At 63.4% G+C, this 24,811-nt stretch carries 19 protein-coding genes and 2 pseudogenes; 7 read left to right on the top strand and 14 right to left on the bottom strand.

Features of this window, described 5'->3' with window-relative positions; all coding sequences use genetic code 11:
* Together FJW03_RS20835 and FJW03_RS20840 are read right to left on the bottom strand one after the other, a co-directional pair.
* A complete protein-coding gene (locus FJW03_RS20835) occupies positions 1 to 1,050 on the bottom strand; it encodes a LacI family DNA-binding transcriptional regulator (RefSeq protein WP_226890419.1) in 1,050 nt (349 codons plus the stop codon).
* A 235-nt stretch (positions 1,051 to 1,285) separates the two neighbouring features.
* Positions 1,286 to 2,074: a 3-hydroxybutyrate dehydrogenase gene (locus tag FJW03_RS20840; protein WP_140765890.1), complete on the bottom strand. Its 789-nt coding sequence runs from the start codon at positions 2,072 to 2,074 to the stop codon at positions 1,286 to 1,288.
* Positions 2,075 to 2,332: 258 nt separating this feature from the next.
* Here FJW03_RS20840 and FJW03_RS20845 point away from each other — a divergent pair, with 258 nt between their 5' ends.
* Both FJW03_RS20845 and FJW03_RS20850 read left to right on the top strand, forming a co-directional pair.
* Positions 2,333 to 3,121 (top strand): acetoacetate decarboxylase, encoded by a 789-nt coding sequence (locus FJW03_RS20845; protein ID WP_140765892.1) that lies wholly within the window; start codon positions 2,333 to 2,335, stop codon positions 3,119 to 3,121.
* Entirely contained in the window at positions 3,114 to 4,274 is a 1,161-nt protein-coding gene (locus tag FJW03_RS20850) for a patatin-like phospholipase family protein (protein WP_140765894.1), read from the top strand. The genes FJW03_RS20845 and FJW03_RS20850 overlap by 8 nt, the downstream gene beginning before the upstream one ends.
* Before the next feature lie 411 nt (positions 4,275 to 4,685).
* On the opposite strand, the gene FJW03_RS20855 is transcribed toward FJW03_RS20850, so the two are convergent.
* The gene (locus FJW03_RS20855; protein ID WP_140608769.1) at positions 4,686 to 6,296 is read right to left on the bottom strand and encodes an inorganic phosphate transporter; all 1,611 of its coding nucleotides are present in this window, start codon (positions 6,294 to 6,296) and stop codon (positions 4,686 to 4,688) included.
* A 106-nt stretch (positions 6,297 to 6,402) separates the two neighbouring features.
* Between FJW03_RS20855 and FJW03_RS20860 the strand changes: the two are divergent.
* A pseudogene (locus FJW03_RS20860) lies at positions 6,403 to 6,560 on the top strand (carbohydrate kinase family protein); the annotation flags it as partial.
* A gap of 34 nt (positions 6,561 to 6,594) precedes the next feature.
* On the opposite strand, the gene FJW03_RS20865 reads toward FJW03_RS20860, so the two are convergent.
* The 7 genes from FJW03_RS20865 to FJW03_RS20895 form a co-directional block, all read right to left on the bottom strand.
* Complete coding sequence (locus tag FJW03_RS20865) at positions 6,595 to 7,290, bottom strand: SDR family oxidoreductase (RefSeq protein WP_140765896.1); 696 nt, start codon at positions 7,288 to 7,290, stop codon at positions 6,595 to 6,597.
* Position 7,291: 1 nt separating this feature from the next.
* Complete coding sequence (locus tag FJW03_RS20870; RefSeq protein ID WP_140765898.1) at positions 7,292 to 8,695, bottom strand: GH1 family beta-glucosidase; 1,404 nt, start codon at positions 8,693 to 8,695, stop codon at positions 7,292 to 7,294.
* The gene (locus tag FJW03_RS20875; protein WP_140765900.1) at positions 8,676 to 10,325 is read right to left on the bottom strand and encodes an amino acid ABC transporter permease; all 1,650 of its coding nucleotides are present in this window, start codon (positions 10,323 to 10,325) and stop codon (positions 8,676 to 8,678) included. Before FJW03_RS20875 ends, FJW03_RS20870 begins: the two co-directional genes overlap by 20 nt.
* 66 nt (positions 10,326 to 10,391) lie before the next feature.
* The gene (locus tag FJW03_RS20880) at positions 10,392 to 11,138 is read right to left on the bottom strand and encodes a transporter substrate-binding domain-containing protein (RefSeq protein WP_140699791.1); all 747 of its coding nucleotides are present in this window, start codon (positions 11,136 to 11,138) and stop codon (positions 10,392 to 10,394) included.
* A gap of 22 nt (positions 11,139 to 11,160) precedes the next feature.
* The gene (locus FJW03_RS20885; RefSeq protein WP_140699789.1) at positions 11,161 to 12,231 is read right to left on the bottom strand and encodes a LacI family DNA-binding transcriptional regulator; all 1,071 of its coding nucleotides are present in this window, start codon (positions 12,229 to 12,231) and stop codon (positions 11,161 to 11,163) included.
* 230 nt (positions 12,232 to 12,461) lie between these two features.
* Entirely contained in the window at positions 12,462 to 13,475 is a 1,014-nt protein-coding gene (locus tag FJW03_RS20890; protein WP_140765902.1) for an amino acid ABC transporter substrate-binding protein, read from the bottom strand.
* A gap of 118 nt (positions 13,476 to 13,593) precedes the next feature.
* A complete protein-coding gene (locus tag FJW03_RS20895; RefSeq protein ID WP_140765904.1) occupies positions 13,594 to 16,650 on the bottom strand; it encodes an aminotransferase class III-fold pyridoxal phosphate-dependent enzyme in 3,057 nt (1,018 codons plus the stop codon).
* A gap of 130 nt (positions 16,651 to 16,780) precedes the next feature.
* On the opposite strand from FJW03_RS20895, the gene FJW03_RS20900 reads away from it, so the two are divergent.
* Positions 16,781 to 17,221: an Lrp/AsnC family transcriptional regulator gene (locus tag FJW03_RS20900; RefSeq protein ID WP_140608785.1), complete on the top strand. Its 441-nt coding sequence runs from the start codon at positions 16,781 to 16,783 to the stop codon at positions 17,219 to 17,221.
* A 183-nt stretch (positions 17,222 to 17,404) separates the two neighbouring features.
* On the opposite strand, the gene FJW03_RS20905 is transcribed toward FJW03_RS20900, so the two are convergent.
* Positions 17,405 to 17,938, bottom strand: a complete 534-nt coding sequence (locus FJW03_RS20905) for a TetR/AcrR family transcriptional regulator (RefSeq protein WP_140765906.1) — start codon at positions 17,936 to 17,938, stop codon at positions 17,405 to 17,407.
* 145 nt (positions 17,939 to 18,083) lie between these two features.
* Between FJW03_RS20905 and FJW03_RS20910 the strand changes: the two genes are divergently transcribed.
* Both FJW03_RS20910 and FJW03_RS20915 read left to right on the top strand, forming a co-directional pair.
* On the top strand, positions 18,084 to 19,415 hold the full coding sequence (locus FJW03_RS20910) for an efflux RND transporter periplasmic adaptor subunit (RefSeq protein WP_140765908.1): 1,332 nt from the start codon (positions 18,084 to 18,086) through the stop codon (positions 19,413 to 19,415).
* A complete protein-coding gene (locus tag FJW03_RS20915) occupies positions 19,412 to 22,495 on the top strand; it encodes an efflux RND transporter permease subunit (protein ID WP_140765910.1) in 3,084 nt (1,027 codons plus the stop codon). The genes FJW03_RS20910 and FJW03_RS20915 overlap by 4 nt, the downstream gene beginning before the upstream one ends.
* A 218-nt stretch (positions 22,496 to 22,713) precedes the next feature.
* Here the strand turns inward: FJW03_RS20915 and FJW03_RS20920 are convergent.
* A pseudogene (locus tag FJW03_RS20920) lies at positions 22,714 to 23,152 on the bottom strand (L,D-transpeptidase).
* 209 nt (positions 23,153 to 23,361) lie between these two features.
* Positions 23,362 to 23,670 (bottom strand): hypothetical protein, encoded by a 309-nt coding sequence (locus FJW03_RS20925; RefSeq protein ID WP_181173295.1) that lies wholly within the window; start codon positions 23,668 to 23,670, stop codon positions 23,362 to 23,364.
* Positions 23,671 to 23,854: 184 nt separating this feature from the next.
* Between FJW03_RS20925 and FJW03_RS20930 the strand changes: the two genes are divergently transcribed.
* A complete protein-coding gene (locus FJW03_RS20930; protein WP_140765914.1) occupies positions 23,855 to 24,022 on the top strand; it encodes a hypothetical protein in 168 nt (55 codons plus the stop codon).
* A gap of 70 nt (positions 24,023 to 24,092) precedes the next feature.
* Here the strand turns inward: FJW03_RS20930 and FJW03_RS20935 are convergent, their stop codons facing one another.
* Positions 24,093 to 24,779, bottom strand: a complete 687-nt coding sequence (locus FJW03_RS20935) for a response regulator transcription factor (RefSeq protein ID WP_140765916.1) — start codon at positions 24,777 to 24,779, stop codon at positions 24,093 to 24,095.
* Between the last annotated feature and the right edge of the window lie 32 nt (positions 24,780 to 24,811).

Consider the following 24,811-nt stretch of genomic DNA (forward strand, 5'->3'; position numbering starts at 1 on the left):
TCAGGAGGAACTGTCTGTAAGTGTGTCCGCATGATGCGGGACAAAACTGCCGCGCACGACCAGCGGCACGGCCAGACGCTCGCGAATTGGCGCCATATCCGGTTTCCGTTGACGCAGGTCGAGCAATGCGACGGCCCTGGCAGCCATCGTCTCCGGGTCCTGACGGAAGGTGGTCAGCCGATAGGCAAGCCAGCTAGCCTCGGGGACATCGTCGAAGCCGATCACGCTGAGATCGCCGGGGATGTCGAGCCCGACCTGACGGGCATGGTCCATGACGCCGAAGGCAATGAGGTCGTTGACGCAGAAGATTGCCTGTGGCCGGCTCTGGCCGTCGATCAGCGCCCTGCCCGCCTGCAGTCCGCCGGCATAGTCCGTATCCCTGCCGCGCGCGATCACGACCTCGGCCCCCAGGCGCGCCGCCTCGGCGCGGAACGCATCCTCGCGCTCGGTGATGGTGGGCGTGCCCGACAGCGAGCCCGCCAGGCCGAGCTTCGTCATGCCGCGCGCGACGAACAGCGCCGCTGCCAGCTTCGCAGCCGCGCGGCCGTCGGTCTGGATGTGATCGGCCTCCGGTTCTGAACGGCCGATCACCACAAGCGGCTGGCCGTTGCGCCGCGCCAGTTCGAAGAAGGATGATGGCGGCGAGCCGGACAGGATGATGGTCGCCTCGGCGCGATGGCCGAGCAGCGTCTTCTGGGCCGATATCAGCTCCTGTTCGGTCTGGCCGGTGTTGATCATCGCAGGAACATTGCCGCGATGAATCAGGGCCTTGGTGAGCGCCGCGGCGAGATGGGCGCGAAAACCGACTTCCGGCTTGGTCACCACCAGCCCCACCAGCCGGCTCTGGTTGGCGAGCAAGCCGCGCGCCAGATCGTTGACCTGATAGCCGAGTTCCTCGGCCGCGCGCATGATCTTCTCGCGCGTCTCCGTGGCAACGCTGGCGCCCGGCGTGAAGGCACGTGACACCGCCGAACGCGACACGCCGGCCTGGCGCGCCACATGCAGCGCGCTGACCGAGCGAAGCTTGTCCGAGGTCTTGTCCCCCGTCATCGGTCGAAGCTCATGCCGACGTCCCTTTTTTGCACAGCTGTGCATTGCCGCACGCAGGCAGGCGTTCTCCGGGTATCTCGAATAGGAGGTCCAGGTAACGGATTGATGACGGCTCGAAGGGAAAGCCTCTCCTCTCTCCCTTCTTTAGCCGGTCACTCGTCACGGCGCATCGCTGCCGAACAACTCCAATCATCCCGCGGCGATTGGGAATTGCTGGCGATCCAGTCAGACGGCGCTACTGCGCCGTCCAGCCGCCATCCATCGGCAGTGTGGTGCCGGTGATCTGCTTGGCGGAATCCGAGCACAGGAACAGCGTCAGCGCCGCAAGTTCTTCCACGGTGACGAATTCCTTGGTCGGCTGCGCGGCGAGCAGCACATCATGCTTGACCTGTTCCTCGGTCATGCCGCGCGCCTTCATCGTGTCGGGTATCTGCTTCTCGACCAGCGGCGTCCAGACGTAGCCAGGTGCGATGGCGTTGACGGTGATGCCGTCCTGCGCGACTTCCAGGGCCACAGTCTTGGTCAAGCCCGATATGCCGTGCTTGGCCGACACATAGGCCGACTTGAATGGCGAGGCGACTAGCGCGTGCGCGGAAGCCGTGTTGATGATGCGGCCCCATTTGCGCGCCTTCATGCCGGGCACCACCGCCTTGATGGCATAGAAGGCCGCGAGCAGATTGATGCGGATGATGGCTTCCCACTTGTCATCGGGGAATTCCTCGATCGGCGCGACATGCTGGATGCCGGCATTGTTGACCAGGATGTCGAGGCTGCCGAACGCCTCCTCGGCGTCACGCACCATTGCGCTCACCGCCGCGCCGTCCATCATATTGGCGTCGGAGTAGCGGCACTTGACGCCGAAATCCTTCTCGATGCCGGCGCGCTCCTGCTCGATCGCGGCGGCGTCGCCAAGGCCGTTGATGGTGACGTTGGCGCCTTCGGCGGCGAACGCACGGGCGATGGCCAGGCCGATACCGCTGGTCGAACCGGTAACGAGGGCATTCTTCGAGGACAGGAAACCCATGATGATCTCGCGAAGTGGGAGGGGAATAGGACGATATAAATTGTGCGTCGCAGCATGACAATGACAGAGCCATGTGTCGGTGCGATTACAGCCAGACGACAGCGCCGGCACCGCTCCTGGCGGTCCGGAACCACGGCCGTCAGGCTGACACGGCACTGTCATGGTGCCGTGCAACATAATCGGTGCGCCCGCGCGCGGTCATTCCTGAACGCAATTCGCCTGACGAAACTTCACCTGACAAAATCTTGGGGGTGCAGCTTGGAAATCGCCGATGTCTTGAAGCGCGCCTATGCGATGCCGCTGACCAACCCGTCTTTTCCGCCCGGCCCCTACCGTTTCTTCGACCGCGAATACATCATCATCACCTACCGCACGACGCGCGAGGCGCTCGAAGCCGTCGTGCCGGCGCCGCTGGAGATCGACGAGCCGCTGGTCAAGTACGAATTCATCCGCATGCCCGATTCGACCGGCTTCGGCGATTACACCGAGACCGGCCAGGTCATCCCGGTGCGGTACAAGGGCCAGCATGGCGGCTACGTCCATTCGATGTATCTCGACGACGACGCACCGATCGCCGGCGGGCGCGAGCTGTGGGGGTTTCCAAAGAAGCTGGCCAACCCTAAGATCGTCCATGAGGGCGAGGTGATCGTCGGCACGCTGCACTATGGCAGCGTTCTGTGCGCCACCGGCACGATGGGCTACAAGCACCGCGAGGCTGACCACGTTTCCGTGCTTGCCTCGCTCGCCGCGCCCAATTTCCTGATCAAGATCATCCCGCATGTGGACGGCACGCCGCGCATTTGCGAGCTGGTGCGCTATTACCTCACCGATATCACGCTGAAAGAAGCCTGGACGGCGCCGGCCGCGCTCGATCTGCGGCCCCACGTCATGGCCGACGTGGCGAAGCTGCCGGTGCTCGACATCGTGTCCGCCATCCACTTCAAAGCCGATCTGACGCTCGGGTTGGGCGAGGTGGTCCACGACTATCTTGCCGGTTACAGCCAGCTCGCAAACAGCACAACCCTGCCGGAGAAAATTCGTGCTTGAACGCAACCGAAACAAGGAAGCCGCCGCCACCATCGAGGAGATCTCGGCGCAATACGACCGCATCGCTCTGGTGTTCCAGGGCGGCGGTGCGCTCGGCGCCTACCAGGCCGGCGTCTACCAGGCGCTGGCCGAGGCCGGCTGCGAGCCGAGCTGGCTGTCCGGCGTGTCGATCGGCGCCATCAACGCCGCGATCATCGCCGGCAATGAGTCCAGCCGCCGGCTGCAGCGGCTGGAGCAGTTCTGGCAGACGATCTCGGGCCGCAAGATCTGGTCGTATACGCCGGAGGGCGACATCTACCGCGACATCCGCAACCGCACCTCCTCGTGGATGACGATGACCATGGGCCAGCCCGGCTTCTTCAAGCCGCGCAATCCCAATCCCTGGTTCGAGCATACCGGCGCCGAGGGCGCCACCAGCTTCTACGACACCGCCGAACTGAAGGATACGCTGGAGAGCCTGATCGACTTCGATGTCCTGAATGACGGCAGGAAGCGGCTAAGCGTCGGCGCGGTCAATGTCCGGACCGGCAATTTCGTCTATTTCGACACCGACAAGGTGCGCATCGGACCCGAGCACATCATGGCCAGCGGCGCGCTGCCTCCCGCCTTCCCGTCGGTCCGTATCGAGGGCGAGTATTACTGGGACGGCGGCATCGTCTCCAACACGCCGCTGCAATATCTGCTCGACCAGGAAGAGGACCGCTCCTCGCTGGTATTCCAGGTCGATCTGTTCAGCGCCCGCGGCGTCCTGCCACGCGGCATGGCCGACGTGCTGTCGCGCCACAAGGACATCATGTATTCCAGCCGCACGCGCCAGAACACCGACAATTTCCAGCGCATCCACGCGCTCAAGATGAAGCTGCTCGAGGCGCTGAAGCGCGTGCCTCCCGAATTGCTGAAAGACGGCGAGAAGGAGCTGATCGCCGACTATTCCGACGCCGGCGTTGTCAACATCGTCCACCTGATCTACCAGCACAAGGGCTACGAGGGACACGCCAAGGACTATGAATTCTCCGGCACCTCGATGCGCGAGCACTGGGAGATGGGCCTGGAGGACACGCAGCGCACCTTGCGCCATCGCCAGTGGCTGACCCTGCCGACCAATGTCGAGGGCGTCGCCATCCACGATCTGCACCGCGAGGACCCGACCTAGCCAAACCCGCGCGGTGATTTTTCACCGGTATCAGACCTATTGTCGGCGAGATTCCAGTCGCTCGATCGAGCGGGCCGGCGTTCGAGATTTGTCGGCGCCCTCCCTTGTGTCGTTATCCTTGGGCGTAGCGGAACGAAGACCCAGGGATTCACGCCGTTCCCTTGCTCCAAGAGTGCGGCGGAGCAGATTTCTGCACCGTAGCCACGCCTTGAAGTCCTGGCATCGATGCTGGGGACTACGCCGCACCGCTTCGCTCCAGGACGACGAGGCGATGGGCGTTTCGCGCCAATCTCCAAGGCATGAGCCCCTTCAACGTAAATGCGCATATTCTCTTGAAGACTTGCCCCTCGCCCAAAGAAAAGGCAGCGCCGGTCGCTGGCGCTGCCTTTGTTCGAGAACTTTCGGCTCCGCTCAGAACACCTGGCGGAAGACGATGAACAGCACGAAGGCGAGCGCGATCGAGCACGGCAGCGTCAGCACCCAGGCGAGCAGCAGGTTGCGCACCGTGGACCACTGCAGGCCGGAGCCGTTGGCCGCCATCGTACCGGCGACGCCCGACGACAGAACGTGGGTGGTCGATACCGGCAGTCCGAGACGGTCGGCCATGCCGATGGTCACCATTGCAACGAGTTCGGCCGCCGCGCCCTGGCCGTAGGTCAGGTGGCTCTTGCCGATCTTTTCGCCGACGGTGACGACGATGCGCTTCCAGCCGACCATCGTGCCGAGTCCGAGAGCCAGCGCGACAGCCACCTTCACCCAGAGCGGGATGAACTTCGTCGCATTGTCGACGGCCTTGTGGTAGTCGGTGACTGCCTTCAGGTCGTCGTCCTTCATCGGCAGCAGCTTCTTCTTGTCGATCAGCTTCAGCGCTTCACCGATCAGGTAGATGTCGTTGCGCGCGTTGCTGACCAGATCGGTCGGCACCTTTTCGACCGAAGCATAGGGCTGCAGCTCGGCGGTGGTGTTGTGAATATAGGTCTGCAGAGCAATGGTCGTCTGATCGGTCCACGTCTTGCTGCGCACGGCTTCCTGCACGGCAGCCTTTGCAGCATTGGCATCGGCAACGGTGACGCCGGGCTTGACATATTTGCCCAGCGCCGTCTCGACGTTGACGGAAGCCGACTTGTAGGCCTCGAGATAGTTGATGTCGGGCGTGCGGTTGAGCGCGTAGGCGGTCGGCACGACGCCGATCAGGATGAGCATGATCAGGCCCATGCCTTTCTGTCCGTCATTGGAGCCGTGCGCGAAGCTGACGCCGGTGCAGGTGAAGATCAGCAAGGCGCGGATCCACCAGGGCGGCGGGGCATTGCCCTTCGGCGCTTCATAAAGAGCCGGGTTGCGCACCAGCAATTTCATCACATAGAGCAGGATGGCGGCGGCGAAGAAGCCGATAATCGGCGACACCAGCAAGGTCGTGCCGACATTGGTCGCCTGCCCCCAATCGACGCCGCTGGTGGCGCTTCCGGCTGGCGCCATGAACTGGTTGGCGAGGCCGACGCCGATGATCGAGCCGACCATCGTGTGCGAGCTCGACGCCGGCAGGCCGAGGAACCAGGTACCGAGGTTCCACAGGATCGCCGCGACGAGCAGCGCGAACACCATGGCGAAGCCCGAGGAGGAGCCAACCTGCAGGATAAGCTCGACCGGGAGCAGCGACAGGATGCCGAAGGCGACCGCGCCGCTTGAGGTGAGCACTCCGAGGAAATTGAAAACGCCCGACCACATCACGGCGAATTCGGCCGGCAGGGAACGCGTGTAGATGACGGTCGCCACCGCATTGGCGGTGTCGTGGAAACCGTTGACGAATTCGAAGCCGAGCGCGATCAGCAGGGCGATGCCGAGCAGGATCCACGGCACGGTCTTGGCCACCGCCAGATCCTGGCTGAGCGCGTAGCCGACATAGATGATGCCAACCAGCACCAGCACACCGAACGCAGGCAGGAACCACTTGGCGCCGCCCGATTGATCCAGCGGATGATCCGGCCTCGGGATGCCCGCTTCACTAGAAACTATGTCCACCATGTCCCACTCCTTTTGCATTGCAGCAAAGACCTGGGAAAGACGCTATGTCCGCACGATGAACCCTGTATGACGCGAAGAGGCGGCTTTGCGCCTATGCCGGACCAGCCCGGAGCAGGCCGCGCGAGAAATCCGCTCCAGCATGCGCGAAGGCGCGACCTTCGTCGTCAAGCGCGGACCGCGAGGCGCCATCGCCATTGGCCCCGATAGCGCGCTTGTCGAGGCGTCGCACCCGATATCCGCGTTGTCGACACGATCGGCTCCGGCGGAGGCATCCAGCGTGGAGACCGGGTGCTTTCGACTACCACCCGATAGGGACGCCGTCGAACGTCTGGAAGGAGCCGCTGTCTCCAGGCGTCGCACTATCGATGATGGTGCGCAGGCCCCGCGCACTGTCCTCGACCGCCAGAACCGCCTGATCGCCTCCCATATCCGTCTTTACCCAACCTGGATGGAGCGACAACACCGTTATCCCGTCGACGCGCAAATCCTGCGCCAACTGAGCGCAGACCATGTTGAGCGCTGACTTCGAGCAGCGGTAGGCATAGTCGTCGTCATAGTCATCGAGTAGCCCTTCAGCCATCGAGCCGGCCCGACTGCCGATATTGGCGATGACGCGCATGCGCCCCGCAACCAGGTTCGGGCGCAGCGCCCTCGCCAGCAACAACGGACCGAGCGTGTTCGTCCGCATGACCTTCAGGAATTCATCCGGGGCAAAGCTGTGCAGGCCAGGGATTTCGCTGCGGATGGCGGCGTTGTTGACAAGCACATCCACGGGCCTGCCGGCGAGCCGCGTGGCAAGGTCGCAAATGGAAGCGGGATCGGCGACATCGAGCGGCTGGAACTCGATTCGACCCGCGCAACCTTGAGCCGGATGCGTGCGCCCGCAAGCGATCACACGCCAGCCATGGTGGGCGTATTGCAACGCCAGCTCGTGGCCGAGCCCGCGCCCGGCGCCAGTTATGAGGACCGTGCCGCCACGCCCTTCCGCAGCCAAGTCAGGCGCTCTTGGCAACCGGCACGGTTTCCTGCCGGGCAATCATGGCGTAGACCTCGCCGGAATATTTGATCTGGCGTTGCTGCGTGGCGAAATCGACATGGGTGATGCCGAAGGGCGTCGTATAGCCATAGGCCCATTCGAAATTGTCGGTCAGTGTCCAGGCGAAATAACCCCGCACCGGCACGCCCTCGACCGCCGCCTTGGCCACTTGCTCGAGATGATCGACATAATAGGCGGCGCGCAGATCGTCCCAGACACGCCCGTCGTCGCCAACCTGTTCCGGCGTCGTGGCGACGCCGTTCTCGGAAATGTAGATTGCCTGCGGCGCATAGCGGTCGTTCACATAACGCAGGATGTCGTACATGCAGCGCGGCCATATCTCGTAGTCGACCGCCGAATAGATGCCTTCCGGTTGCACCCGTCGATAGCTTAGCGGCGCGAGTTCGTCACCCGCCGCGATCACCGAGCGACGGTAGATGTTGATGCCCAAATAATCCACCGGCGCGGCGATGATCTGATTATCCCGCGCATCGATCGGCGGCAGCAGATCGCCGTAGAGCTCCAGCATGTCTTGTGGGTATGTGCCCTTGAAGACGGCATCGAGAAACCAGCGGTTCTGGGCGCCATCGAAGCGCCGTGTCGCCGCGAGATCGCGCGGATCATCGGTAGCGGCCTCCGCGACGTTGAGATCGAAGACGATGCCGATTGACGCATCCGCCACTTCGGCCCGGATGACTGGAACAGCCAGGCCATGCCCCAGCAATGCGTGATGACTGGCGGTCACGCCGCCTTTCACACCATCGCGCAATCCCGGCGCATCCTCACCGGTTGCATGTCCCGACCAGCAGAAGGTCCAGGGCTCGTTGAGGGTCGTCCATTTCTTGACGCGATCGCCGAAGCTGCGGGCGGCAAGCCCGGCATAATCGGCAAAGGCGGTGGCGGTTTCGCGACTGTACCAGCCGCCACGGTCTTGCAATGCCTGCGGAAGGTCCCAGTGGTAGAGCGTTGCATAGGGCTCGACGCCGGCTTCAAGCAGATCGTCGACCAGCCGGTCGTAGAAAGCGATACCCTTGGCGTTGGCGTCGCCTCGACCTTCGGGAAGAAGCCGCGTCCAGGCGAAGGAAAAGCGATAGGCGCCAAGGCCGAGCGCCTTGAGCACACCGATATCTTCCTTCCAGCGATGATAGTGATCGCAGGCGACGTCACCGCTCGAGCCACCCACGATCACGCCGGGAACCCGGCAGAACCGGTCCCACATGCTTTCGCCCTTGCCGTCCGCGTCATGCGCACCCTCGATCTGATAGGCTGCGGTCGCGGCGCCGAACACGAAGCCTTGCGGAAAGACCAGTCCGGCGGCGCGGGCTTCGAGGGTCCGGCGTGCGTTATCGATGCTTGATGTCATATTTTCTCTCGATGGTGCTGACGAGGCTTGCCGCCGCCAACGTCAGGAAAATGTAGAAGATGGCGGCTGAGTTGTAGGGCGCGAACGGCAGGAAACTTGCCGACTGGAATTCCCGCATACGCTGCGCAATGTCACGGATCGACAGGATCGAGAGCAGGGACGTGTCCTTGAGGATGGCGATCAGTTCGTTGCCGAGCGGCGGAATGATGATGCGGAAGGCTTGCGGCAACACAACCAGCCGGGCGGTACGCCAGCCATTGAGGCCGAGACTGTGCGCTGCCTCGATCCGGCCCGCAGGGATTGCATTGATGCCGGAACGAAATATTTCGGCGAGATAGGCCGAATAGGCCAGCGCCATGGCGGCAATGCCGCGCACCAGGTTCGGCGGATCGACCACGCCCTGCGTCGCGTCCTTGAGCGCGCCGGCGAGCGGCAGGCCGACATAGAGAACGATAACCAGCATCGGGATGCCACGGATCGTGTCGACGATGAATTCCGAGCCGATGGAGAGCGGGTGCCTGCGGTGGATATGACCGCCGAAGGTCAGCAGCCCAAGCACGATCGCCAGCACCGCGAGCGTAATGCCGAACGCCTTGTCGCGATCGTTCAACGCCTCCGCTTGCCACAGCACGGGCAATGCGCCCGGCGCCGTTGCGGCGGGGACAAGTGCCGCGCTGATATCGGGAGCCTTGCCGATTGCGTCGAGCGCTTCCGGCGCGCCACGAAAGGTGCGCAGCGGCACGTCGCGGTCGGGACCTCCGGGAAATTGCCCGTAGCGGACGGGACCAAGTATCCCGGACGGGGTACCGGCCGTGACAGCGACCTTCCCGGCGAGAGACCCCACAAGCACATAGCTGTCGCGCGGCTGGAGCAGGAACCACGCGGCAGCGCAGATCATGAGGATGGTTGCCGCGATGCAGGTTAGGTCCGCCCGCCAGCTGTATTTGAGCTTGAGGAGCCCGACCCAGAGCAACCCCATCATTGCCGCCAGCATATAGGCGGCGACGGCCGCCCGGATCGTCGTGGCGACACCCGCCGCGAATGCGATATGCGCGAAAAGCAGGATGAAAGCCAACCCGGCGCCGTTCACCGCCGCAAGTGCGAAGCGGGCACAACCGTGCGTCGCGTTGCCTGTGCCATTGCGGGCGGCGATGAAGAATGCACCGAGGATCACGATCGTCAGGCCGAAATAGGCTCGCAACAGGAGTGCGGCCTGGCCGCGCACCATGAGGTCGGCGGCATCCGTCAATCGCCGCGGCGTAAGGCCCTGAACCACCAGATTGGAGGTGAACGGATCGACGGCGTTCGCCACGACCGATGCCACGAAGGGATAGGCCACGCCGGTTGTCGCAAGCACCATCGCGGCGGCAAGGTTGACCCCGGCCGCGACGATCGCGAGACGCGGTGACCTGGACGAAGCACGCGAGAACCCGACCACGGCAAGGCCGGCGAAAAAGGCGACAGCCAGCGCCAGAAAGCCAGGCACGAAGACCGACGAGCCGTTCTCCACGCCCAGGATGGCGCGAAGCGAGCGCTGATAGTTAATCGACGAAGCGAAGAGATAGACGATGAACGGCAAAGCCGCGACGATGATCAGATTGCTGGGCCGCAGGCGCATCAGAAACTGCATCCGGTCCCGTCCCTCCCTCACGGCGGCTCCGGTGCCCAGCACCCGGAGCCAAAGTCTTTCAAGCGGCTATTTCACGCCCCAGTATTTGGCGATCAGCGCGTCGAGGCTGCCATCGGCCTTGATGGCCTTCAGCCCTTCGTTGAAGGCGGCGACATTCTCGTCACCCTTGCGGAAGACCAGCCCCAGGGGATCGGATTGGAGATTCCTGATCGGCACCACCAGTTCGCCCGCGAATTCCTTTTCATACGCGGCGGCATTGGCGCCATTGATCACGACGCCGTCCACGTCCTTGTTCTTCAGCGCTATGACGGAGGCCGCGAAACTGTCATACGCGACCACATTGTCCTTGCCGACAATGCTTTCGGCGACCTGTGAGTCGGTAGTGTTGGCTTGCGCCGAGAGCTTCTTGCCTTTCGCCTTGAAGTCGTCGAGCGACAGGCCCTCGTCTTCAACGCGCATGAGGACGGCCTGACTGTTGATGATGTAGGGGTCCGAGAAATCCATCGCCTTCTTGCGTTCGTCGGTGATGGATACGCCGGAAGCGACCAGGTCGAAACTTCCCTGGTCGAGAGCGGCGAAGATACCATCCCAGCCGGTGGTGACGAATTCAGCCTTGCAGTTGATCTTGCCGCAGACCGCCTTGATCACATCGACGTCGAAACCGACGATCTGGCCGCTCGCCGCGTCGACGCTTTCCATCGGCGGCGAGGTGGTGTCGGAACCCACCTTCAGGACCTTGCCTCCGAGGTCGGCGGCGCCGGCAGTGCCGGCCGCCAATAGCGCCACCGCAAGTCCGATCAGAATCTTCTTCATGCTCTTTCCTCCCATGTCATGATTAGCGGCGGTTTCGCCCGCCGAGATTGTCCGGCTGCCGGCCGATGAGCTCGGGTCTCGAGACCATGGTGAGCCTTGCCGGATCCTCGCCCGCCATGCGTCGCAGCAGAAACTCCCCGAGCTTGCGGCCGAGGAGTTCGATTGGTTGGTAGAATGTCGTGATCGGCGGGGTGAAGTACGCGCTGACGTTGATATCGTCATAGGCGATGACGTCGACATCCACCCCGACGCGCCGGTCGAGGCTGCCCAGCGCCGACAGGACGCCCAGGGTGGTGGATTCGTTGATGCACACCAGGGCGGTGGGCGGGCTGGGCAAGCCAAGAAGTCTGAGCGCGCTGTCACGGCCGAAGCGGGTGGACAGATCGCCGTCGGCCACAAGGTCCATCGATGTGGCAAGCCCTGCCTCGTCGAAGGCGCGCGAAAAGCCGTCAATCCTGTCCAGGGCATAGGAAAGACGGCGATCCGCGTTGATCAGCGCTATCCGCCGATGTCCGCCCGCTATCAGCCGGGCCGTGGCGGTGAATGCCGCCCATTCATTGTCGACATCGACATGGGCATAGGTGAGCGGCTTGCGGCATCGGCCGAGCGACACGAACGGAAAATCGCTTTCGACCAGCAGGTCGATACGCGGATCGTCGGCCTGCACGCCGGAAAAGATCAGGCCGTCGGCCGCGCTCTGGTCGACGATGCGACGGGCTGTGTCGAAGGCGTCGCCGAAATCCCGGAAACCGTGAACGGAGAGCTGATAATCGCTGTTTTCCAGCGCCTGGCTTATGCCGCTCAGGATCTGTGTGTATTCAACGCCGTCCCACTCATAGCCGGCAGCGGACGTTATCGGCATCAGCACCGCCGCCCGATAGGTCTTGCCGGTCCTCAGCGCCATGCCTCGGATGTTCGCCTGATAGCCCAGATTTCGCGCGGCGGCGACGATGGCGTCCCTGGTCTGCTGGGCGACCACGGGGGAACCGCGCAGAGCCTTCGAGACGGTGGCGATCGAAAAACCCGTATGGGCCGCCAACGTCTTGATCGTCGGCGAAAGTTCCCGGTGTTCAGATTTTTTGCTCGCTGCCATGGACCGCTGCTAACCCAAGAGGTCAGCATCCGTAACATCGGGTAAAACGTTTTCAAGAATAATAAAAACGTTTTTATACACCGCGGATTCGAACATCGATCGAAGGACAAGAGCGGCGATGATGCGCGACGGCACAGATCACCGCTCCGTTCCGTGAAGTGGAATGGCCGGGCAAGGAGCCCAAGGCCAGCTGCCGGCCCGGCACCAAACAGGCGTTCGGCTTTCAGGCCTTAGCGCGCGGGCGGCGCATACATCAGGCCGCCGGCATTCCACAGCGCGTTGATGCCGCGCGCGATCTTCAGCTGGCTCGACTGGCCGAGGTTGCGTTCGAAGATCTCGCCATAATTGCCGACCTTGGCGACGATGTTGTAGGCGAAGGCCGGCTCGAGCCCGATCTGCTTGCCGTTGTCGCCCTCGACACCGAGGAACCGGCGGATCGTCGGGTTTTGCGACTTCAGCGAGGCTTCCGCATTGGCTTGCGTGATGCCGTCCTCTTCCGCCTCGATCAGCGAGAACAGCGTCCAGCGCACGACATCGAACCACTTGTCGTCGCCCTTGCGCACGGCCGGACCCAGCGGCTCCTTCGAGATGATCTGCGGCAGCACCGTGAAAGCCGCGGGATCGGTCAGCTTCAGGCGCTGCGCATAAAGCGCCGAAGCGTCCGTGGTGTAGACATCGCAGCGGCCGCTGTCGAACGCCTTGATGATGCTGTCGGCGGAATCGATGACGACCGCCTCGTACTTGATCTTGTTGGCGGTGAAGTAGTCGGCGACGTTCTGCTCGGTGGTGGTGCCTTGTTCCGCACACACCGTTGCGCCAGAGAGCTTCAGCGCGCTGTCCACGCCGAGATCCTTGCGCACCATGAAGCCCTGGCCGTCATAATAGACGGCGCCGACGAAATGGATGCCCATGCCCGTGTCGCGCGACAAGGTCCAGGTCGACTGCCGCGACAGAATATCGACGGTGCCGGCTTGCAGCGCCGTGAAGCGCTCCTTGGTGGACAGCGGCACGTAGCTGACCTTGTCGGGGTCGCCGAAAACGGCGGCTGAAACCGCGCGGCAGAAATCGATGTCGAAGCCGCTCCATTTTCCCTGGTCGTCGGGTGCTGAGAAGCCCGCCACCCCCTGGCTGACGCCGCACAGGATCGAGCCCCTCTGCTTGACGATGTCGAATGTGTCCGCCTTCGCCGGAGCGGCCAGCGTGGCCGCTATGAGCGCGAGCGCGGTAATCAATGCATGTCTCATGGTTCCTCCCTTGATGAGGCAAAGCCTCTCCTGCCGCCGGCACGTGAAGCACCGGACCTTCGTGAAAATCGCTGTTTTCTGTCAGTTCACGCACCGCCAGGCGGTGCGCTGGTCTGTCCTAAGCCTCTTGCGCCAGAACCGCCGCCAGCGTCTCGTCGAGAACGCCGACAAGATGATCGGCATTGGCCCGGCTGAAGATCATCGGCGGGCGCATCTTCAGGACATTGTCATGCGGTCCCTCGGTGCCGATCAGCACGCCGCGTGCCCGAACGCCGTCATTGATGCGGCGGGCAAGAGCTGTCGCCGGCGCCTTGCTCTTGCGGTCCTCGACCAGTTCGATGCCGAGGAAGAGCCCCTGGCCGCGCACGTCGCCGATGATCTCGTAACGATCCTGCAAGGCCTTGAAGCGCGCCATGAGATAACAGCCGATCTCCTGCGCATTGCGCCTCAGCCCATCGCGCTCGATGACGTCGAGCACCGCTAACCCTGCCGCGCAGGACACCGGATTGCCGCCGAAAGTGTTGAAATACTCCATGCCGTTGTTGAACGAGGCGGCGATCTCGGCGGTGGTCACCACGGCCGCCATCGGGTGGCCGTTGCCGATCGGCTTGCCCATGGTGACGATGTCTGGCGTTACCCCCTGGGTTTCGAAAGCCCACCAATGGCTGCCGACGCGGCCAAAGCCGACCTGCACCTCGTCGGCGACGCAGATGCCGCCGGCGGCGCGCACCATCGCGTAAACTTCCTTGAGATAGCCGTCGGGCAGGAACACCTGGCCGGCAACGCTGGGGATCGATTCCGCCAGGAACAGGCCGAGCGCGCGGCCTTGCCTCGCCATGTCGGCGATCTGCTCGGCGACGCTTTCGGCAAAACGCTTCGCATGCTCGTCATCAGGCCATTCGACCGGTGCACGGTAGCTGTCTGGAATGGCCGCCTCGAACACATGCGCCGGGCGCCCCTTGCCGCCCTTGCGCTTGTATTTGTAGGGGCTGAGGTCGATCAGCTCCTGCGTCGTGCCGTGATAGGCCCAGTCGAGCACGATCGCCTCGCTGCGGCCGGTATGGGTGCGCGCCATGCGCAGCATCAGGCTGTTGGCCTCGCTGCCCGAACAGGCGAAGGACGCCACCGAGAGCCCGGCCGGCAACGTCGCCGTCAGCCGCTCCGCATAGGTGACGATCGCGTCGTGCAGGTAGCGTGTGTTGGTGTTGAGCTTTGCCGCCTGCCTCGCGATCGCGTCCACCACGTCAGGATGGGCATGGCCGAGATGACAGACATTGTTGAAGCAGTCGAGATAGGCGCGGCCGCGATCGTCGATCAGCCAGGCGCCTTCGCCGCGCACGAACTTGATCGGCTCGGAATAGGAGATGGAGAGATTGGGCAGCAGCGACGCCTTGCGCGCGGCAACGATCTCCGGGCGTGACCGGCCACTCTGCCGGAAGGTTTCGGGCGGAATGCCGGCGAGTTCGGCGGCATCCGGAAACAGTTCCTTCCACACGTCGAGATAGCGCTCTTCACCCACCCCAAGGATGTCGCGTGCGGCAAGACTGGTATCCGTCGATATCTGGAAATGCAGATGCGGCACCCAGCCGCCATTTTCCGCAGGTAGGCCCATCTCGCCGACAAGCGCGCCCGCTTCCAGGCGGTCGCCGGCCTTCAGCCGCCGTCCAGCCTCCTGCGCCATGTGGCCCCAAAGGGTGATGAAGGGCGGGCAGCCCGGCGGCGCATGCTCCAGCGCCACCAGGCAGCCATAGCCGAGTGGATCCTCCTCGATCTCGACGCTTCTGACCGTGGCGGCGAGCGGCGTGTAAAGCCTTGTGCCCGCCGGCATGAAAAGGTCCAGGCCGAGATGGTTGGCGCGCCGCGCGCCTTCCACGAAACGCGACTCGAAGATGTCGCTGGTATAGACCGTGCGGGCCTCCCCCCACGGACCGATGCCGAGCGCAATGCCATGCTCGGCGCAATAGGCATCCCACCATGCTGTCGCCTTGTCGGGCTGTTGCGCGGCCGATGTCACCGTCATCGGATTTCGCGGATCGCCGTAGGGCACAAGCGCCTTGGCAAGCGTCGCCGGATGGCGGTCGAGGATTGGCGCAAGATGCGCGCGGTTTGCCGCGATCCAACCTGTGACGGCGCGGGCTCCGGGAGCGGCTTCGAAGCCGCAGGCGTGGCGCAGGATCGCCGTGGCGAAGCGCCGGTTCATCCTGCCCAGACGATTGAGCAGCCGCCAGGCCGGCGCTTCCGAGATCGACAGGTAAGGATTGTCGGCAGTCCGCTCCTTGCGCGCCGCCGACAGCGTCACCGAGGTGACGAGACGCATCGCGATGAGGTCGAAGAGCAGGTCGAGTTCCTCTTCGCGCAGCGGATACTCGGCGTGGAAGCCGGCGGCCAACCGTGCGGCCGCGCCAATCGGATCCTCGGCATCGAGGATGGCATAGGCGCAGGCGACGGCGACCTCGGCGATCAGCGCGCTGTGCAAGGCATCGCCGAAATCGATCAGCCCGGCGACACGCTCGGGCTTTTCGGGATCGACGAGCACGTTCCAGTCATTGGCGTCGTTGTGGATCACCTGTGCCCGCAATGCCGGCAGGCGCGGCGCCACCTCGGCGTCGAAATGATCGAGGAACCGCTCCACCAAGGCGCGGTCCCGGTCATCACCGATGTGGTCAAGGCGCTGCCGCGCGCGACCGGCCTGGCGAATGTCCCAGTCGAACGAGCGCAGCGCGCCGGGATGAATGAAGCCCTGCAGGGCGCGGTCAAGCCGGCCAAGCGCACCGCCGAGGCTTTCAAGCAGCGCCGGCGTGGTCTGGCTCTCTGCCAGCGGCTGTCCGGCGAGCCATGACACCATGCGCACGGCATGATCTTCGCCGCCGGTGCCCCTGGCATGCGCGAGCGAGGCGCCCTCAGCCGTCTTCCTGAGATGCGGTACGGCGAGATCCGGACTGTTGCGCTCGAGGTGGTCGAACAATGCCGTCTGGAATTCGCTCTCGGCCAGCGGCTCGCTGGCGTTGACGATTTTCAGGATCCACAGCGAGCGGTCGGGAGCAGCCAGCTTGAAATTCTGGTCGCGCTCGCTATCGAGCGGCGTGACGCTGCCGGCAATACCGAAGTGCCGCGTGGCGAGATCGACCGCCTCGCCTGGCGAGAATTGAGGTGCTGGGTGAGAGACGTTGGTCATCTGAAATCCGCATCTGCTTTGTCAAAGCTTGGCATGGGTCAAAAAATCGGGCATCCGGCAAAGCGTCGGTTGCGCCGGCACAATGACCGCATTGGCCGGCACATTAACTGAGCCGGGGGAGCGTGGCACGATGAGGGAACTGGACGCCAAGGATCGGGACATTCTGGCCATCCTGTCGAAGGAGGCCCGCATCCCGCTGAAGACGCTTGCCGGGCGCATCGGTCTGTCGCGCAGCGCGACGAGCGAGCGGGTGGCGTCGCTGGAGAAGAGCGGCGTTATCAGGGGTTACCGGGCCGATATCGGTCAGATGGACAAAGGCCTGGTCTGCGCCTTCCTGCTGGTCACGCTGATCCGCACGCCCTCCATCGGCATTCTCGACCAGCTGGCGCGCTATCCGGAAGTGCGGCGGGTGTCATCGGTGAGCGGCCAGCTCGATCTCGTCGTCGAGGTCGAGGTGCCGTCGATCGACAGGCTGAATACGGTGCGGGACCTCATTGCCACGCTCGGCGGCGTCGAGGACCTGACGACCGCGATTGTCCTGCGCAGGGATATCGAACGCGCCGTGGAGTGATCTCTTAGAGCATGATGCCGAAAAGTATGAAACGGTTTTCGGACGACATCATGCTCTACCTCTTTGATTTAGAGGCGGATTCAGATTTCGGGTCGATTCGACCTGAAATCATCCGGCTCTAGACAGCGATCGTCTTTCTCGCTCCGTTTTCGCCGCGCTCAAGCTCTATCTATTTGGCTCTATCTATTTGGCGATTTCCAGCAGCGAAGATACCAGCAGCTCGCGTTCGTCTTTCGACAGCACATCGGAATCGAAGAGGTTCATGCTGCGCAGCCCCTCGATGGCGAGATAGCAGACCAGCAGCGATCTGAGGTCGTTCGTCTCGCCCTTCAGCCGTTCGAAGAGCTGCCGCTTGAATGTCTTTATCGGCGTCATGAAATCGGGATCCTCGGCGATCGCCGAAAAGATCCAGGAGGCCGAGGGCTGCTTTTCCTCGCAATCATTGGCCGACAGCCTGATGTAGACGGCGAGCGGGTTTTCGCCATTGTCGTTGCTGTTGGCTGCCTCCAGCGCTTGCTCGAATTCACGCAGATAGCCCTCGACCAGCCCTTGCATCAGTTTGGCCTTGGTTGGGAAATTGTAGAGCAGCCCGCCTTTCGATACACCGGCGCGGCTGGCGACGGCTTCCAGCGACAGGCTTCCGGGGCCGGACTCCCGTGCCACGTCAGCCGCCGCGGCGAGAATTTTCTCGCGCGAATTCGTTCTTCGGGCTCTCATGGCGCCTCCCATCGCAAGCTTAGGCCCAATTGACAAGACCGTCCAGACGGTACAGTAAGACCGCCGCTATTTGAAATCGGGACCTGCAGTCGATATGTGTCCCGATGTCCGTGCTTCGCGCCGGACAACGGCTGAGGGGTCTTTCTTGTTCAAGCGCATACTTCGTATCGTCATCGTCTTCCTGGTTCTGCTCGTCCTCGTGGTCGTGGTCGGTGGCATTGTCGGCTTCAACTTCCTGCGCGACAACGGCATCAAGCAGTATTTCGCCACGATGAAGCCGCCGGCGGCGACCGTATCGACGACCATCGCCAAGCCGTCGAGCTGGACGCCGGGCGTCGAGGCGATCGGCACGGTGAGAGCCGTGCGCGGTGTGGACCTGACGGTCGAGACCACGGGCATCGTCAAGGAAATCCTCTTCCACGCCAACCAGAAGGTGGACGACAACGCCGTCCTGCTGCAGCTCGACGACGCCGTCGAGCGCGCCGATCTCGAGGCGCAGAAAGCGCAGGCCGTATCCGACCAGGCTGCCTTCACGCGCGCCATCGAATTGCAGCGGCGCGGCGTCGGCACCGACGCGACGCTGGATGCCGCGCGGGCGGCCGCAAGCGCATCCGCTTCGCAAGTCAACAGATTGCAGGCCGTGCTCGACCAGAAGCAGCTGACCGCGCCTTTCGCCGGCACGGCCGGTATTCCCAAGATTGACATCGGCCAGTATCTGGCGCCCGGCACCGCGGTGGTGACGCTGCAGGATCTCGATACTATGCGGGTCGATTTCTCTGTCCCCGAACAGCAGCTCCCTCTGCTCAAGATCGGCCAGACGGTTCGGCTGGGCCTCGGCGGCGGTGGAGACATGCCCTTCGCGGGCGCCATTCGCGGCATCGATCCCAAGATCGACCCGTCCAGCCGGCTGGTGAACATTCGGGCGGAGGTCGCCAATCCCGATGGCAAGCTGACCCCGGGCCAGTTCGTGCGGGTGCGTGTCGAACTGCCCGAGGAGCAGAACGTGCTGGTGCTGCCGCAGACGGCACTGACCACCAGCCTTTATGGCGACTACATCTTCGTGGTGCAGCCGGCGAAGCCCGCCGCAGCCGCACCCACGCAGCCTGCCAAGCCGGAGCAAAAGCCCGCGGCAGCCGCCACCGACAAGCCTGCGGACAGCAAGCCGGTGGACAGCAAGGCGGCGGATGCCAAGCCGGCGGATGCGATGAAACCGGCGGCCGATGCAAGCAAGGCGGCCGACGCGGCGAAGCCCGAAAAGCCGGCCGCGGACCCGGCCAAGCCCGCGCTGGTGCTGTCGCAGGTCTTCGTCAAGCCCGGCCGCCGCAATCAAGGCATGGTCGAGATCGTCGAAGGGCTGAAGGCCGGCGACGAGGTTGTCACCGCGGGCCAGAACCGCCTCTTCAACGGCATGTCCGTCAACGTCGACAACACGGTCGACCCGACCAAATCGGCAAACAAGCAGGCCGACCAGCAATGAGCCTTTCCGATCTTTTCATTCGCCGGCCCGTCCTTTCGACGGTTCTTGCCTGCATGATCCTGCTCCTGGGCTTTCAGGGCATCTTCAACCTGTCGATCCGGCAGTATCCGAAGGTCGACGAAACCGCGATCACCATCACGACCGCTTATCCGGGCGCCAGCGCCGACCTGATCCAGGGCTTCATTTCCGCCCCGATCGCGCGCGCCGTCGCCTCGACCGAAAACATCGACTACGTCACCTCGTCGAGCCGCCCGTCTTCCAGCACGGTTACGGTGCAGATGAAGCTCGGCTCCAATCCGGACGTGGCTTTGACCGAAGTGCTGTCGAAGGTCCAGGGCGTGCGCGGCACCTTGCCGGATGCATCCAAGGATCCCGTCATCGTCAAGGGCACCGGCCAGCAGTTCGCGATGATGTACATCTCGATGCAGAATCCGAACATGACCAAGGAGCAGCTGACGGAGTATATCGAACGCGTCATCAGGCCACGCATGTCGACCGTCGAAGGCGTCGCCGACGTGCAGATTTTCGGCGCCCAGCAATATTCCATGCGCGTCTGGATCGATCCGGTCAGGCTTGCCGCGCGCGGCGTGACGGCCGCCGAAGTTCTGACGGCGATCAACAACTCCAACTTCCTGTCGGCGCCGGGCAACACCCAGAACGAATATGTCGTCTCCTCGATCACCGTGCGTTCGACGCTGCAGACGCCGGAGGCGTTCGCCGAATTGCCGCTGCGCTCGAGCGACGGCAATGTGGTGCGGCTGCGCGACGTCGCGCGCGTCGAACTCGGCGCCGAAAACACCGACACCAGGGTCAGCTTCAACGGCAAGCCCGGCACCTTTCTCGCCATCTTCCCGACGCCTGCCGCGAACCCGTTGACCACGGCGGCCGCGCTCACCAAGCTCGTGCCGCAGATCCAGGAAACGCTGCCGAAAGGCATGACGATCGAGATCGTCTACGACGCCACCGGTCAGATCAGCGCCTCGATCGACGAGGTGTTCAAGACCATCGCCGAGGCCGTTGCCATCGTCGTGCTCGTCATCCTGCTCTTCCTCGGCTCGTTCCGTTCGGTGATGATGCCGATCATCACCATCCCGCTGTCGCTGATCGGCGTCTGCTTCCTGTTGTTCGCGGTGGGCTATTCGATCAACCTTCTGTCGCTGCTGGCCATGGTGCTGGCGATCGGCCTTGTCGTCGACGACGCCATCGTGGTGGTGGAGAACATCCATCGCCACATGGAAGAAGACCACATGTCGCCGATGCAGGCGGCCTTCAACGGTATGCGTGAAATCGCCACCGCCATTGTCGCCATGACCATGACACTGGCTGCCGTGTTCGCACCGCTGGCCTTTACCGGCGGCTTGACCGGCTCGCTGTTCCGCGAATTCGCGGTGACGCTGGCCGGGTCGGTTGTGCTGTCGGGCGTCATCGCCATCACCATCACCCCGATGATGTCGGCGCGCCTGTTGAAGCCCGGCAATGCCGGCCGTTTCCAGCGCATCGTCGACGGCACCTTCTCGCGGGTCGAGCATGCCTATGAGCGTGCGGTCACCGGTTCGCTGAACTATCGCCCGCTGACGCTGATCATCGTGCTGGCGCTCGTCGGCGTGACCGGCTTCATGTTCACCAAGACCTCGACGGAACTGGCGCCGGAAGAGGATCAGGGCTTCCTGCTCTCGCTCGTAACGGGACCGCGGTACGCGACCTCCGACTACACCGAGACCTACGTCAACCAGATCCTGGGCCTGGTGAAGGACATTCCCGAAACGCGGGCGCAGTTCTCCGCCGTCGCCTTCGGCGGCACGACCAACAGCGCCTTCGTCGGCTTCGCCTTCAAGGACTGGGCGGATCGCAAGCGCAATTCGAAGCAATTGCAGGCCGATATCACGGCCCGCATCGCCAAGGTTGCCGGTGTCCAGGCCTTCGTCTTCGCCCCGCCGACGCTTCCCGGCTCCGGCGGCGGCCTGCCGATCGCCATGGTGGTGCGCTCGACGGGCAGCTCAGCGGAAGTCTACGAGGCGGCCGAGCAAATCAAGAACAAGGCGCAAGCCTCCGGCCGCTTCATCGTCGTGCAGAACTCGATGGCCTATGACGCGCCGCAGGTGACGGTGACCATCGATCGTGACCGCGCCGCGGCACTCAATCTGCCGATCGCCGATATCGGCCGAACGCTGACGCTGCTGGTCGGCGGCGCCGAAGTGGCGCAGTTCGACCGCGACTCCAACAGCTACGACATCATCCCGCAGGTGCCGCAGGAATTCCGCGACAATCCCGAAAAGCTCGGCGAATATTTCGTCCGCAGCGTCACCGGCGAGATGGTGCCACTGTCGGCGGTGGTGAAGATTTCGAACAATGCGGCGCCGGCGGCGATCGAACAGTTCAACCAGCTGAACTCGTCAACAATATCAGCGCTTCCGCTGCCCGGCGTCACCACGGGCGACGGCCTGAAGGTGCTTGAGGACATCGCCCGTGAAAGCCTGCCCGATACGTTCTTCATCGACTATTCCGGCCAGTCCAGACAGGAGAAGGAGCAGGGCAACACGATCCTGATCGCCTTCGCGGCGGCCGTGATCGTCATCTATCTGGTGCTGGCGGCGCAGTTCGAAAGCTTCCGCGACCCGCTGATCATCATGATGGCGGTGCCGCTGTCGATCTTCGGTGCGATCGTGCCGCTCAATCTGGGCCTCGGCACGCTCAACATCTACACGCAGGTCGGTCTGATCACGCTGATCGGCCTGATCACCAAGCACGGCATCCTGCTGGTGGAATTCGCCAACCAGCAGCGTGAGATCCACGGCATGCGGCGGCGCGACGCCATCATCGCCTCGGCCAAGGTGCGCCTGCGGCCGATCCTGATGACGACGGCGGCGATGGCGCTCGGCGTGGTGCCGCTGATTGTCTCCAGCGGCGCGGGTGCCGCGGCCCGCTATTCGATGGGCCTGGTGATTTTCACCGGCATCCTGGTCGGCACCATGTTCACGCTCTTCGTCGTGCCCATGTTCTACACCTTCATCGCCAGCAAGGATCTGCCTCAGCTTGCCGAGAAGCCTGATCCCAAGCTGATGCCGGCATTGCCGACCTGAAGCAATTCCAGGAAAAAGTGTGTAACGGTTTTCCGATCGGGATTGCGCAAACAAACAACTGAAAAAGGCTGGAGATTTTCCGGCCTCTTTTTTGGCTGGGCTCGATACCGCCGGGTCGAGCTGAGCTCATTATCACTGGAGAGCGTTCCGGCGGGAGCCTTGGACGGGATGCGCGGCGGCGCATCGACAACCGTTCCCAGCCTGCTACTTGACGATGACTATACTGGTATTGGCCCGAAGGTCTCGACCAACTGATAGAAATCGGCGGCGGCAACGGGATGCAAGCGCACGCAGCCATGCGAGGCCGGCTGCCCGAGACGCTTGATTGGCATAGGTCGCGTGCACCGCGTAGCCGCCGCTGAAGAAAACCGAGTGCGGCATCGGTGCGTTGTCGTACTTCTTCGAATGCCACATCTCATGCATCCGCGTCGGCCTGAACGAACCGGTCGGCGTCACATGCGCCCTGTCGCCGGTGGAAACCTTCCAGGCGAAGGTCGGCCGGCCATCGACCGAGACCTCCATGACCTGCTGCGAAAGCGACACCCGCGCCACGATCTTGTTGGCGGCATGAGCACTGTTGGCACCGAACAGAAGCGCGATGCCCGTGAGCACGGCTGCGGTGATATTGATCAACTTGGCGGCAATGGCGGTGTGCATGACATCCCCTCTCTCTGCCGGTCCAGCCGGCTCCAATTTGATGCAGGGGCTTATCGTCGTTCACTGTTTCGGATTAATTTCGTTATGCGCGTGATTATGCTTCGGTAATGTTTCCCAATAAGGGCGCGCAGCTGCCCACCACTTCGCTACCACGATGATATGCTGTCGGCCTATACGCCTGATTCCCGAAACGAAAGCGCGTATTATCCCTATATGAAAGAAATTTCACTGATTTCGAAACCGATCTGCAACAAAGCGCGGCCCCAGGCGGCATGATACGGATACAGGCCGCCAGCAAAGTTGACGCAACGAAAGCAGACGGCAATGGCCATGGGAACGAAAACGAACACGCGGTTCTGGCTTCTCGGAATCAGCATCGCGTCGGCAACAGTCGGCGGCGCCGGCCCGGTTGCCGGCGGCCCCATGTCACGGCTGGCGGCAATGGCCTCGAGCGAGATCTCGACCCTGCATGCCGCCCTGTTTTCCGCCACGGTCTGGATCGTTTCCAGCCCGCGCATCGTCCGGCTCTGGGCCCTCTGGCGGGTTGGCCCTCGGCTGCTGGCATTGCGCGGCCCCTCCGGCAACTTGCTGCCGAGAGGACCGAAGGCCCGCGCCGCGACGGGGGGCTCCGTGGGCGGCGCGGGCACTTCGGGAGTTTCCTGAAGCGACCCGCGACACATCCATTTCTGGAGAATTGGTCCGATGAAAACGAAATTCGCAGCCTCAGTGCTTTCAGCACTGCTTTATGCGCAGGGCCTGCTCGGCTTTGCCGCCCTTGCCACCGTGCTCCTCAAGGAGCGTGCCCACGCAAGTGAGTTCGCCACGGGCAAGCACATGCCATCCGGCCCATCGCTGCTTGTGGTACGCTGAACCTCGGAGCATCGGTGCGAAAATGGAAGATCCGATGCTCAGCCAGAAAGACAGACCGGGTTCCCGGTCGTCAGTCGGCGAATTGCCGTGGCGGATCGAACCGGTAGCCTGCACCGCGTATGGTGGTGATGGTCTCGGTGTCGAGCTTGCGGCGCAGCCGCACAATGCGCGAATCGATCGAACGATCGAAGGCGTCGGCATTCTCGGCCGGTGCGGCGGCGATGATGTCGTCACGCGTCAGCACCTTGCGGGGGCTCGCAAGGAACAGCCTGAGCAGCGCCACCTGACCGGGCGAAAGCTGTTCCTCGGCACCGGAGCGGTGCATGACGATCGCCGATCGCAGATCGACGGTCGCATTCTCCAGCACGATCAGTTCCTGGGTGCCCCTGCCGCGTCGCGAAAGCAGGCCGCCGACACGGGCTGCGAGTTCCCTCACATTGAGCGGGCTTTCGACGACGTCGGCGGCGCCAAGTTCGAGCGCCAGTACCTTGTCGACGAGATCGGCCGGCCGGCAGATCAGGATGAAATCCGGCCCATCCTCACCCCCATGGCGCCTGAGCAGATCCCGCCCTTCCGCCTGACTGAGACTGTCACCGACGACGACGACATCGATGCCCTTGCCCGCCAGCAGCGATTCCACCTCCCAGGGCTGCCGCGCCTGACGCACATCATGGCCCCGCCGCTCAAGATGGTCGGCAAGCTCGGTCGCGACCACGTCGGCGACGGAAACAAGCGCGATGACGGCTCGTGCGGCCATGTTCTCCAACCGTTCCCTGGCAACCGGATATG

It is taken from the genome of Mesorhizobium sp. B4-1-4 (assembly GCF_006439395.2).
Lineage (GTDB): Bacteria > Pseudomonadota > Alphaproteobacteria > Rhizobiales > Rhizobiaceae > Mesorhizobium.